Origin of the sequence: Peptoniphilus olsenii, from assembly GCF_040545475.1 — a bacterium.
In the GTDB taxonomy this organism is placed as follows: Bacteria; Bacillota; Clostridia; order Tissierellales; family Peptoniphilaceae; genus Peptoniphilus_A; species Peptoniphilus_A olsenii.
In genome coordinates, this window is sequence record NZ_JBEPMA010000005.1 from 115,829 (window position 1) to 128,916 (window position 13,088).

The 13,088-nt window shown below is 29.5% G+C and carries 12 protein-coding genes; 9 read left to right on the top strand and 3 right to left on the bottom strand.

What is annotated here, in order from left to right; translation table 11 throughout:
- Positions 1 to 7: 7 nt before the first annotated feature.
- Both ABID14_RS05760 and rpsD read right to left on the bottom strand, forming a co-directional pair.
- A complete protein-coding gene (locus ABID14_RS05760) occupies positions 8 to 265 on the bottom strand; it encodes a putative signal transducing protein (RefSeq protein ID WP_354368065.1) in 258 nt (85 codons plus the stop codon).
- 74 nt (positions 266 to 339) lie between these two features.
- A complete protein-coding gene (gene rpsD, locus ABID14_RS05765) occupies positions 340 to 936 on the bottom strand; it encodes a 30S ribosomal protein S4 (RefSeq protein WP_354368067.1) in 597 nt (198 codons plus the stop codon).
- Positions 937 to 1,383: 447 nt separating this feature from the next.
- On the opposite strand from rpsD, the gene ABID14_RS05770 reads away from it, so the two are divergent.
- On the top strand, positions 1,384 to 2,631 hold the full coding sequence (locus ABID14_RS05770; RefSeq protein ID WP_354368069.1) for an aminopeptidase: 1,248 nt from the start codon (positions 1,384 to 1,386) through the stop codon (positions 2,629 to 2,631).
- Positions 2,632 to 2,875: 244 nt separating this feature from the next.
- Here ABID14_RS05770 and ABID14_RS05775 read toward each other — a convergent pair whose 3' ends face one another.
- Positions 2,876 to 3,514 carry a helix-hairpin-helix domain-containing protein gene (locus ABID14_RS05775; protein WP_354368071.1) on the bottom strand — a complete coding sequence of 213 codons (639 nt, stop codon included), beginning with the start codon at positions 3,512 to 3,514 and terminating at the stop codon, positions 2,876 to 2,878.
- A 185-nt stretch (positions 3,515 to 3,699) separates the two neighbouring features.
- On the opposite strand from ABID14_RS05775, the gene fusA reads away from it, so the two are divergent.
- The 8 genes from fusA to ABID14_RS05815 all read left to right on the top strand — a co-directional run bounded on the left by fusA (position 3,700) and on the right by ABID14_RS05815 (position 13,065).
- A complete protein-coding gene (fusA, locus tag ABID14_RS05780; RefSeq protein WP_354368073.1) occupies positions 3,700 to 5,763 on the top strand; it encodes an elongation factor G in 2,064 nt (687 codons plus the stop codon).
- Between the two features lie 109 nt (positions 5,764 to 5,872).
- The gene (locus ABID14_RS05785; RefSeq protein WP_354368075.1) at positions 5,873 to 6,511 is read left to right on the top strand and encodes a GntR family transcriptional regulator; all 639 of its coding nucleotides are present in this window, start codon (positions 5,873 to 5,875) and stop codon (positions 6,509 to 6,511) included.
- A 166-nt stretch (positions 6,512 to 6,677) separates the two neighbouring features.
- Complete coding sequence (locus tag ABID14_RS05790) at positions 6,678 to 7,130, top strand: CtsR family transcriptional regulator (RefSeq protein WP_354368077.1); 453 nt, start codon at positions 6,678 to 6,680, stop codon at positions 7,128 to 7,130.
- Between the two features lie 12 nt (positions 7,131 to 7,142).
- The gene (locus ABID14_RS05795; RefSeq protein ID WP_354368079.1) at positions 7,143 to 7,649 is read left to right on the top strand and encodes a UvrB/UvrC motif-containing protein; all 507 of its coding nucleotides are present in this window, start codon (positions 7,143 to 7,145) and stop codon (positions 7,647 to 7,649) included.
- On the top strand, positions 7,642 to 8,619 hold the full coding sequence (locus ABID14_RS05800; RefSeq protein WP_354368081.1) for an ATP--guanido phosphotransferase: 978 nt from the start codon (positions 7,642 to 7,644) through the stop codon (positions 8,617 to 8,619). Before ABID14_RS05795 ends, ABID14_RS05800 begins: the two co-directional genes overlap by 8 nt.
- Positions 8,620 to 11,082, top strand: a complete 2,463-nt coding sequence (locus ABID14_RS05805) for an ATP-dependent Clp protease ATP-binding subunit (protein WP_354368083.1) — start codon at positions 8,620 to 8,622, stop codon at positions 11,080 to 11,082.
- The gene (gene radA / locus ABID14_RS05810; RefSeq protein ID WP_354368085.1) at positions 11,054 to 12,424 is read left to right on the top strand and encodes a DNA repair protein RadA; all 1,371 of its coding nucleotides are present in this window, start codon (positions 11,054 to 11,056) and stop codon (positions 12,422 to 12,424) included. Before ABID14_RS05805 ends, radA begins: the two co-directional genes overlap by 29 nt.
- Before the next feature lie 161 nt (positions 12,425 to 12,585).
- Positions 12,586 to 13,065, top strand: coding sequence for a CarD family transcriptional regulator (locus tag ABID14_RS05815; protein WP_354368087.1), 480 nt, complete (start codon positions 12,586 to 12,588; stop codon positions 13,063 to 13,065).
- Positions 13,066 to 13,088 lie beyond the last annotated feature (23 nt).

Below are 13,088 nucleotides of genomic sequence, written 5' to 3' on the forward strand. Positions count from 1 at the left end.
TTAATTTTTAATCAAAATAGAGACCATCAGTGGTGTCATTATCTTTCATGAAATATACCAGTAGTTCATTTGCTCTATCAAAATCTTTCTCAGAAACATAAATTCCCTTTTCATAAATAGAAAAACCTGAAACTATCCTCATATAATCTCCATCATCTTTTACAAAATAAGGTATTTGGTTGTCTTCCAAAAAAGCACATATTTCATCAAAAATCAATTTATTTGTTGATGTTGTAAGTTTTACATATTCAATATTATCGTCCATTTTTATCACCTATAATATTATACCCTTTTTTTAAAATTTTAGGCAAATAAAAAAGGCCACTAAGGCCCTTTTTATTACATATTCTTTGAGTAAAACTCAACGATTAATTGGTCATCAATTTCTATAGGTATATCTTCTCTATTAGGAATAGATGCTAAAGTTGCTTTAAAGTTTTCATCTTTAGAAATGTAAGGATAGCTAACAACAACATTAGTGTTGTAGTTTTCTTTAAACATATCAACTTTTTTACCTTTAGCTGATAATTCAATCACATCGCCTGGTTCACATCTGTAAGATGGAATATTAATTTTCTTTCCATTAACAGTTAAGTGACCGTGGCTTACCATTTGTCTTGCTTGTCTAATTGAAGAAGCAAAACCCATTCTGTAACATAGGTTATCTAGACGTCTTTCAAGGAAAGTAACTAGATTAGGACCTGTTTGTCCTGGAGTTCTTTGAGCTTCTTTAAATAGATTTACGAATTGTCTTTCAAGAACGCCGTAATAAGCTCTCAATCTTTGTTTTTCTAACAATTGCTTACCATATTCAGTAAGTTTTTTATCGCTTCTAGCGGTACCTCTAGTCGCTCTTTTCATTGCCTTAGGGTGACCGCAAACATTTAGTCCAAGTCTTCTAGATTGCTTGAACTTTGGATCCATCATTTTTGCCATATTATCATTCTCCTATAAATTTTCGCCGCGATAATTTATAAGCCGCATGTATTATACTAAATCTTATAGTATTTGTAAAGTATTTCGTTGAATAATTAATTATTTTATATCTTATACTTATTTACAGAGAAAATAATAGATAACTTCAATACCTATTTATTGTTAATTTAAAATAAAACTTTAGTTATAAAAGTTAAAATTTAAGTAGTTTCTTATTCTCTATAACAGTATTTCAAAAAAAATTTAGTAATATTTAACCTAATTGCGTATAGTATTTTTATGTTATACTAAAATAAAATAGTTGTGAAGTTTAATCAAAAAGAGTGATTTAATATAATTTTAGCTAACGATATAGTGTTTTTTATATAAAGAAATATCATATTATGAGTCTAATAATATTTTTGATAAATTTCAAACAAAAATTTTAAAAATATGGAGAGTGATAAAATGGACCTGAAAGAATTTAATGTCAATGATTACTTAGGTAAATATGCAGAACTTATTTTAAAGATTGGACTTAAGATAAAGGATGGAGATATTCTTATTATTCGAGTTCCAATTGAGGCTTTTGATTTTGCTCGAATCCTTACAGATATAGCTTATAATCTTGGAGCAAAAGAAGTTGTAGTTGACTATAGAGACACAGAGATTTCAAAGTTAAAATTTAAGCATGAAACTTTAGAAGTGTTGACGGATATACCTAAACATAAAGTTGACAAAGAAAACTACTATATAAATAAAAAAGCTAAATATCTATCAATAACAGGTGGAGACCCTGATGCTTATAAAGGAATTGATCCAAATAAATTATTGCAATCGGGAATTGCAAATTCAAAAGCATTAAGGGAATTTAGTGACAAAATGATGGCGAATTTTACATCTTGGTGTGTGGTTGGAGCTTCTATTGGACCTTGGGCCACTAAGGTATTTCCTGATCTTGAAGAAAAAGATGCAATTAAAAAACTTTGGTACGAAATTTTTAATACTGTAAGATTATTTGAGGATAATCCTGAATCGGCATTAGAAAAACATGTTGCAAATTTAAGCCGATATGCTAATTTTTTAAATGAAAGCAAATTCAAAAAATTAAAATATACTTCTGCTAAAGGAACAAATCTAGAAGTTGAGTTGCCTGATAATTATATATTTGCAGGCTCGGTTGACACAAATTCATCCGGAGAGGAATTTATTGCTAATATGCCAAGTGAAGAAGTGTTTTCTGCACCACATAGGGAAGGGGTTAATGGTATAGTTTACAATACTTTACCTTTAAACTATAATGGCAATATAATTGATGATTTTTATCTGAAATTTGAAGAGGGAAAAGTAGTAGATTTTGATGCAAAAACAGGTAAAGAATATTTGCAAAATATTCTAGATACTGATGAAGGCTCTAAAAGACTTGGTGAAGTTGCTTTAGTTTCATACAATACTCCCATATCTATGAGAAAAATTTTATTTTTTAATACTTTGTATGATGAAAATGCTTCATGTCATTTAGCATTAGGTAAGGCTTATCCTAGCTGTGTAAAGGATGGAGAAAATATGTCAATTGAAGAGCTTAAAGAAATTGGTTTGAATGATTCTTTAAGTCATGTTGATTTTATGATAGGGGATAATACTACTAATATAGTTGGCATAAAGCACAATGGTGAAGAGATACAAATTTTTGAAAATGGAAATTTTGTAATATAAAAATTAAGATTTAGATTGTGTTAAAATTTTATGAATGTTTAACAAAAAATTCATATATTATCAAATAAATTAAAAAAAGTCTGTCTAAAACTGTATTAAGTTTAAACAGACTTATTTTAATTTGAATTTGATTAATTAAGATTATATTAAATACTAGAATCTGTTGAGAATTAAACCTATTTGTCATAAAGCTTTACAAATAGATTTTGGTAGTAAATATTATTTAAAATAGATTTAAGACTAATTATGTAGTTACAAAGTCTCTCATACTCTCAAACTTTTTGTCGCCTATGCCATCAACTCTTTTTAAATCGTCAATTGTGTTAAAAGGAGAATTTGCCCTGTATTCAATAATTTTATCAGCAGTTTTTTCACCAACACCAGGTATCTGTGTAAGTTCTTTATGGTCAGCAGTATTTAGATTAATCTTTGGTAAATTTGAAGAATTGATATTAGATGAGTTTGTAGCTACAGCCGGTGGTAAGTCCTCTCCAAGTAAAGGTAAATATATTTTTTCTTCATCATTTAATTTTTTGGCTAAATTTATAACATCTAAATTCGCGTTTTCTAGGGCTCCTCCAGCTAGTTCAATTGCATCAGCTACACGTGAACCCAGGCTCAATTTGTATAGGCCTGGATTTTTAACAGCTCCTGAAACATGAACAAATAATTCTTGAGCCTGATTTTCACTATTTGAATTTATTTCTAAATTATCACTTTCAATGTCATTATTTTGTGAAAATGATTTTTCGTCAGAAGTATCTATACTGAGTAGTTCTTTATCATATTCATCATTTGGAGAATATACTTGATATCCAATAAATACCAGCAATAATAATATTAAAAAATAACTTAAATTCTTTTTTAAAAAATTAAAATTCATCTTTAACCTCGCTAATTTTCTATATAATTAGTATACTCCATTTTCTATAAAAATTAAATCATTATAATAAATTCTATTATTCAATACACTAAATTGATATTTTTATAGTGTTTTCAAATAAAAATATTTATGTTATAATGATACAAACGATTTCAAAATTTACATATTGTTAGGAGGCAAAAACTATGAAAGTTTATAAGACAACGCAAGTAAGAAATCTTGCCCTAGTTGGGCATTCTGGTTCAGGTAAAACAAATTTAACAGAGGCAATGCTTTTCCAAAGTGGAGCAACTAAGAAATTAGGCAATGTTTCTGATAAAAATACAGTTTCAGATTTCAGTAAAGAAGAAAAGGAAAGAGGAACTTCCATTGGAACAGCAATTGTTCCCATTGAATGGAGAAATTATAAAGTTAATATTATAGATACTCCTGGATTTCTTGACTTTGTGGGTGAAGCTCATGGAGCTCTTAGAGCAAGTGAAGCGGCTCTTCTTGTTATTGATGCAACAAAAGGGATTGAAGTTGGAACAGAAAGAGCCTGGAGATATACAGAAGAAATTGGTCTTCCTAGAATAATATTTATTAATAAAATTGATGGTGAAAATGTAAACTTTAGAAAATTAATGGAAGATTTAGAAGAATCTTTCGGTAAAAAAGTTATTCCTTTTTCAGTTCCTATAGGTGAAGGCGAAAACTTTGTTGGAGTTACTGATGTAATTTTTCAAAAAGGATATAAATATGTAAACTCTGCTCCTCAAGAAGCTGAACTTAATCACGATCAAGTTAAAGCTACTGAAAGAATGTATGAAGAAATAGCAGAAGTTGTTGCAGGTTCAGATGAAGTTTTAATGGAAAAATATTTTGCCGGTGAAAAATTTACTAGAGAAGATTTACTTCGAGGTGTGACAACGGCCTTATTAGAAGGGGATGCAGTTCCTTTATTAGTTGGAAGTGGTGAAAAAGGAATTGGTATAGACATATTACTTAATACTATAATTAACTATATGCCGTCACCATCTGATGAGAGAGCACATCAAGGATTTAGATTTAAAGAAGGAGAAGAAAGAAAAGTATCTGCTGATGAAAATTTTGCGGCAGTTGTTTTTAAAACAATTTCAGATCCATTCTTAGGAAAGATATCTATATTTAAAGTTTTATCAGGTATTATTAATAAAAATACAACTCTATATAATGTAAATGCCGATGTTACAGAAAAACTTACGGGATTATATGTAATGAGAGGTAAAGAGCAAATGGAGGTTGACGAAATACATGCTGGCGATATTGGGGCAACAGCTAAACTCCTAAATACCATAACTGGTGATACTTTATGTGATAAAGAACATAAAGTTTTGTACAAGAAAATTAAGCAGGCTTCACCGGTACTATACTATGCAATAGAACCAAAAACAAAAGGCGATGAAGAAAAACTTTCTCAATCATTAAAGAAAATTAAAGACGAAGATCCTTCATTTGTAATTGAAAGGAATGCGGAAACTAAACAACTGACAATCGGTGGACAAGGCAGTGTTCAATTAGATGTAATTTTAGAAAAATTAAAGAACATGTATGGTGTTGAAGTCAATATAGTTCCTTTTATAATTCCTTATAGAGAAACAATAAGAAAAACTTCTCAAGTTCAGGGTAAACACAAAAAACAATCTGGTGGTGCAGGTCAATATGGTGATGTCTGGATGAGATTTGAACCATCAGATAAAGAATTTGAATTTGATGAAGAAGTATTTGGCGGTTCAGTACCTAAAAACTATTTCCCAGCAGTAGAGAAAGGTATAGTTGAATCTAAAGAAAAAGGTGTATTGGCAGGATATCCTGTTACTAATTTTAAAGCTGTACTTTATGATGGAAGTTATCATGATGTTGACTCTAATGAAATGAGTTTTAAAATCGCAGCCTCTTTAGCTTTTAAAAAAGGTATGCAAGAAGCAGATCCAGTATTACTTGAGCCTATAATGAAAGTTGAAGTTCTAATTCCAGAAGCCTATTTAGGCGATGTTATGGGGGATATGAACAAAAGACGTGGAAGAATTTTAGGGATGGATCAAAAGAGCGATGGCACACAAGTTTTAATAGCCGAAGCTCCTCAAGCTGAACTATTTAGTTATTCTATCGATTTACGTTCAATGACACAAGGTAGAGGAACATTTAATATGGAATATGTTAGATACGAGGAAGTTCCAGCAAATATAGCAGAAGAAATAATTTCAAAAAGAGCGGAAGAAAATAAATAATATTTTTGAGTTGGATTAAAAAATCCAACTCTTTTTTTAATAATCTTTAAAATTGAAAAAGATTTATTTTCAGTGTATTCTTTATTTAAAATGTTGAGAGGGACAAATAATGGACATTAAAAGATTTAGTTTGAGAGAACAAGTATATGATGGAATAAAAAATAAAATTCTAAATAAAGAATATAAAATTGGAGAGTATTTAAACATTCAAGAGCTAACTCGTGAATTATCTGTAAGCAATACTCCCGTTAGAGAGGCACTTTCAGCTTTAGTTTCAGATGGGCTTGTTGATGTTTCTGATAATTATAAATATAAAGTTGTAAATCTAAATGAAAAAGAAATTATAGATTTAAATCAAACAATTTTAATTTTAATTCTTGGAGCACTGGATTACATAAAAAGGGAAGACAAATTTAAATTATTAGAAAATATGCTAGAAAATTCTTTAGCTAATTATAAAAAAGATAAAGATAAAAATGAACTTTTTGACTATCAATTTGTAAGACTGTCTACAGATTTTGATAGACAATTTGTGTTAGCAACAAATAATAAATTTCTTATACAAGAATTCGACAATTTAATGAATCTTTTTGTTCTTACATCTGTATATAATAAAAAAGAATATAGAGATATTCATGTCAAAGAACATTATCAAATGCTAGAAAGTATCAGAGAAACAAATATAGATAAGACAAAAAATATTTTAAAAAATCATTTTAGTAAGAATTTAAGTGACATGGATTATTAGTTATGATTAATTTTTCTCATATTAGGTATCAATAGATTAAGTTATAAATTAGAGATAGTCCATATATCTTTACAAATTAATAGATTTGTATTAAAATGAGTGTAAAAGATAGTCAAATTACATATCTTATATTTAAAAAGACAAAGATGGTCAAAGGAATGAGAATATGGCAAAACTTTCAAATTCTATAGAGGAGTTTATAAATCAATTATTATTTGAAGCTGGTGGTTCTTTAGAAATTCAACGCTCACAAATTTCTGATTATTTTAATTGTGCTCCTTCACAAATTAATTATGTTTTAACAACTAGATTCACTCCTTTTAAAGGGTATTATGTTGAGTCACGTAGAGGTGGCGGTGGATATATTCGCATAGTTAAAGTGCAGCTAGAAGATGAAATGGAAACTTTAGAATTATTTAATGAATATATTGGAGAGTCTATAACTAAAGATAAATCAGATGATTTGTTGAGAGAACTTTTTAGAATTGATAAGGTTACTAAAAGAGAATTAGAATTGATAAAGGTAGCATTATCAGACAGGGCTTTGGGAGAAAGTGTAAATAGAAATGAGCTAAGAGCAAATTTGCTAAAGAATATGCTACTTGTGGTGTTCAGTTGAGGAGGAAGTATTATGTTGTGTGATATTTGTAACGAAAGAGAATCGGTAATTTCCTACACCAAAATAAATGAAAATAAAGTAGAAGAGGTTCATTTGTGTGAGATATGTGCAGAGAAAAAATTTAAAATGGACTTTGCAACTTATCAAGATATAATGCCAAAAATAGAAGATGTATTAAGGGGTATATTAAAGTTAGGTCCTTATTATCACGAGGATGAGGATATTGTTTGTGAATATTGCAATAGAACATTTACTGAATTTAAGAATACTGGTATTTTAGGATGTCCCCACTGTTACAAAACTTTCGAGTATGAATTCGACAAATATTTGAGGGCCTTAAATTTAAAAGATGGATACAAAGGAAAAATTCCAAAGAACGCGGATGAATACTTGGTATTAAATAGAAAAATTAGTGAACTAAAATCTAAACTAGATATTGCGGTAAGTATGGAAGAGTATGAAAAAGCAGCTCAATTTAGAGATAAAATAAATGAATTGAAGGAAGAAAAAAATGTCTGATATTATAATTGGCAATAAAATTAAATTATATAGAAACCTTGACGGACATAATTTTAATATAAAAACTGAAGATGAAGAATCTAAAAAAGTATATGAAAAAATTGCTGATGCTTTAAATTCAATAGGATTTATTGAAGTGGATTTAGATAATATTTCATCTTTAAAAAAATTAGAATATGTAGAAAAAGGAAAATTAAATAGCAGTTTTTTAAACAATGATAATAAGGGTTTTTTTACTAAAGATAATATGCCCGATGTTATAGTTAATTCTATTGAGCATATTGAGATTAAAGAATTCTCTAGGACTAAATCTTTAGATGAGCTTTTTGAAGATGTATATAAAGTTGAATCTGAGTTAGAAGAAAAATTAAACTTTTCTTTTGATCCAAAATTTGGATATTTAAATTCAAGAGTTTTAAATACTGGCACTGGTCTTAGACCTCTGGTAATAATGCATTTACCTGCACTTAATTATTTTGGTATTGATGAAATATCTACAGGTTTAATGAGACTTGGATACACTCTTGCACCTTATCAAGCAGGTATGGGAAAAAGTTCTGGCAGTGTGTTTAGTCTTTCTTTTGAATCAACTTTTGGGGATGAAGAAAAAAATTATATCAATAAACTAAAACTGATAACACGAGAAATTTCAGATATAGAGATGGAAAACAGAAAAAAATTGTATTTGGATAATATAATTGTACTTGAAGATCTCGTCAATAGAAGCTATGGAACATTATCAAGTGCTAGGATATTATCAGAAGATGAGATGATGCAGTCCATGAGTAATATTAAACTCGGCAGTGAATTGTCAATTTTAAAAACTAATAAAAAAATTGATTTTTTTGATGAGGTAATGAAATTAAGAAATGGACATCTGCAACTTGAGAGAGGAGCAATACTAGATATTAAATCTCGCGATATATTGCGAGCAAATAAATCTAGGGCGCTCATGAGGGAGGTTTTTTAGATGAGTATGTTTGGAAGATTTAGCGAAAAGTCACAAAAGGCTATTTTATTCGCTCAACAAGAGGCAAGAGAACAGAAACATTCGTATATAGGTTCGGAACATTTACTTTTAGGTATTATCAGAGAAGGAACAGATACTGGTGCCCATATTTTATCAAAATTAGAAATTGACTATAAAAAAGCCAAAGAAGCTGTAATGGATATAGTTGCAAAGGGCCAAGGACCTGTAATGAATTCTATAGCTTATACACCTAGAACAAAAAGAATATTTGAGCTTGCTTTTGAAATTTCTAGAGAAGTTGGTGAAGTTAGTGTATCTACCGAACATTTGCTTTTAGGTATTTTAAGAGAAGGTCAAGGAGTTGCAATTTTAGTTCTTAGAAGATTAGGTATTGATATAGATAATCTAGAAAATGATATTTTAAATAATTTGGATGAATATGAAGAAGATGGAGAATCTATTGGTGCTTCAACCGAAGCTTTAGATAAATACACAATTAATCTTAACGAACAAGCTGAACAAGGAAAAATTGATCCGGTTATAGGAAGAAAAGAAGAGATTAAAAGAGTAATACAAGTTTTATCTCGTAGAACAAAAAACAATCCTGTGTTAATAGGAGAACCGGGTGTAGGAAAGACAGCTATCGCAGAGGGATTAGCTTTAGAAATAGTAAATGGTAATGTGCCAGAAATAATGAAAGATAAAATTATTTTAAATTTAGACGTTTCATCAATTGTTGCTGGTTCTAAATACCGTGGAGATTTTGAAGAAAGACTAAAAAATATTACAACAGAAGCATCTCAAAATAAAAATATTATTTTATTCATTGACGAAATGCATGTGATAATTGGTGCCGGCGCAGCGGAAGGCTCTCTAGATGCATCAAATATATTAAAACCGATGCTTACAAGAAAGACTATTCAAATTATTGGAGCAACAACTATTGAAGAATATAGAAAGCATATAGAAAAAGACCCAGCTTTTGAAAGAAGACTTATGCCAATAACCATTGATGAACCTTCAATAGAAGATTCAATAAATATTTTGAAGGGTTTGAAAGACAAGTATGAAGCTCATCATAAAGTTATAATTAGTGATGAAACTGTAGAAGCAGCAGTTAAATATTCTGATAGATATTTAAATGATAGATTTTTACCAGATAAAGCCATTGACTTGATAGACGAAGCTAGTTCTAAATTAAAAATTGAATCTTATAAAGTTCCTGAATTTGAGGAAAAATATAAAAATGCTCTTTCTAATATTGAGAGCAAAAAGAACGAGGCAGTAAAAAATCAAGATTATGAGCTTGCTGCAAGTTTAAGAGATGAACAAAAGAAAATTGAACAAGATTATCAAGAAGAGTTAGAAAAATTTGAAGAAGAAGAATCTAAAAAAGAAGTAACACCCGAACATATAGCACAAATAGTTTCTGATTGGGCAAAGATTCCTGTAACAGAAATGACTGAAGAGGAAACTGAAAAACTTAGATTATTAGATACCAATTTAGTGAAAGAAGTAAAAGGACAAGACGAGGCTGTGTTGACCTTATCAAAAGCAGTCAAAAGAGCAAGAATTGGTCTAAAAGATCCTAATAAACCAATAGGTTCCTTTATATTTGTTGGCCCTACAGGTGTAGGTAAGACATTCTTGGCAAAAAATTTAGCCAAAAACTTATTCGGACGTGATGACAATCTAATTAGATTAGATATGTCTGAATATATGGAAAAACATTCTGTATCTAAATTAATTGGTTCTCCTCCAGGATATGTTGGATTTGATGAAGGTGGACAATTGACTGATCTTGTTAGAACAAATCCTTACTCTGTAATTCTATTTGATGAAATAGAAAAGGGACATCCTGACGTATTCAATGTTTTGCTACAAATTCTTGATGAAGGTAGACTTACAGATTCACAAGGAAGGACCGTCAATTTTAAAGATACTGTTATAATTATGACTTCTAATGTAGGAGCTAACTTATTGGCAAAAAATTCTGTACTCGGTTTTACAACTTCTGAGGAATCAGAAAGACAAAATGAGTATGAAAATATGAAAGATATTATAAATCAAGCTTTAAAAGATAGATTTAGACCAGAATTCTTAAATAGAGTTGATGATATAGTCGTATTTAAACCACTTGAAAAAGAACGTGTTAAAGATATAGTCAACAATTTGCTAAGAGAAGTTGACGAAAGATTATCTGATATGGAAATAACTGCAAAATATACTAATAAACTTAAAAATTATATTGTCGAAAAGGGATATGATAAAGTATACGGAGCAAGACCCCTTGCAAGGACAATAAGAAAATTAGTTGAGGATAAGATTGCCGACTACTATCTTGAAGGTAAAATTAAATCTGGTGATAATATCTCTATTGATGTTAAATATAATAAAATAGATATAAAAAAGATTAAAGAGGATAATAATAAAGATGAAACAAAAGACAGTATATCAGTGTAAAAAATGCGGATATATATCTCATGGTTATTTAGGCAAATGTCCAAATTGTGCTACTTGGAATTCTTTAGAAGAAGTTATAGAAGAAAAGAAAAGCACAACTAAAAGTATTAATAAAAAAAATAATAAAGCTTTGAACTTACAAGAAATTAAAGTATCTAGAGATGAAAGAGTATTAACTGGTATAGAAGAATTTGACAGAGTCATGGGCGGAGGCATAGTCCGTGACTCTGTAAGTATTCTTACAGCCAAACCAGGCTCTGGTAAATCAACTTTATTAATGCAGGTATCTTATAGTTTAGCTAACAAAGGATTTAGAATTTTGTATGCTTCGGGAGAAGAGTCTGAAACTCAGATTAAAATGAGAGCAAATCGTATTTTAAAAACATTCTCAAATAATATTTGGGTGTATTCTACTACATCTTTAAATTCCGTAATAGATCAGATAGAAAAAATCGATCCGGATTTTATAATAATTGATTCAATACAAACTTTTACTCTAGATGAATTTTCTCAAAGACCAGGAACTCCAACACAGACTATGGAATGTGCATATAAAATGACTGAAGTTGCAAAAGATATAAATCGTCCACGAATGGTATTTTTAATTGGACAAATGACAAAACAAGACGAACTTGCGGGAGTTAGAAGTTTAGAACATTTAGTTGATACAGTTCTTTTGATTGATGGAGATTCATCAGAAGATTTGCGTTCATTACTGACTACTAAAAACAGATATGGCTCCACCGGTGAAATAGGATTTTTTACTATGACAGAAAAGGGTATGCTATCTATAGACAATCCTTCAGAGTATTTTATGACAAAAAGAGAAGCTAGTAGAAATGTTCCTGGTTCCTCATTATCTGTTATTAGAGAAGGTACAAGGCCAATTATTCTTGAGACAGAGGCTCTTACTTCACAGTCTTTTTTACCATATCCATCAAGAATTTCAGAATGTATTAGACGTGAACATTTAAATACACTGGTTTCAATATTGGAAGAACGAGCTGGAATAAAGTTTATGGATAAAAATATTGTCGTAAAGACAACTGGAGGCATAAAGTTAAAGGAACAGGCTTCCAATTTATCTGTAATGGTATCTATAGTATCTTCTGTTTTTGATAAACCTGTTGATAACGATACTGTGTTTATAGCTGATGTAGGTCTAACAGGTGAATTAAAGAATGTTCCAAGTTTAGAGATAAGATTAAAAGAAGCAGAAAGAATGGGATACAAGAAAGCATATATTTCACAATATTCAAATATTAAAGAAGAAAATTTCCAAAATTTAAAATTATTAAAAATATCACATATTTCTGATTTAATTAATAAAGTATTTGGATAATTATATTATATTAAGATATTTTATTTATAATATTATCTGCATAAAAATTTCTTTTTTTATAAAAATAACCTTTGCAATATCTTTAGTTCTGTGGTATATTATTATGTTTACTTTCACTAATACATTTGATATACTAGTAATGGGATACTAGGAGGTAATATATGTTTGAAATTGGTGATAAAGTCGTTTACCCAATGCATGGTGCAGGTACAATAGTAGCAATCGAAGAGAGAGAAATTTTAGGTAATATTCACAAATATTATATCTTGAAACTGCCTATCAATCAGTTGAAGGTTATGGTCCCTGTTAAAACGGCCCTTGAAGTTGGGGTTAGAGAAATTACAACAGTTGATGAAATGGATGCAGTACTTAAAGAACTTTCATCTCGTGATGAAGTAAAAGTTCCCAAAAACTGGAACAGGAGATATAGGCATAATTTTGAAAAGATTAAATCTGGAGATTTGATAGAAATTGCAGAAGTAATTAAATGTCTAGAAAATCTAGATCAAAAAAAATCTTTATCTACTGGAGAAAGAAAAATATTAACTGAAGCTAGACAAATTATAGCCTCAGAGATGGCATTAGTTTATGAGAAAGAAGTAAGTGAGGTTAGTAAGTTAATTGATGAAGCCTTAAGTTAGGAGTGATTTTTATTAGTAAGAAC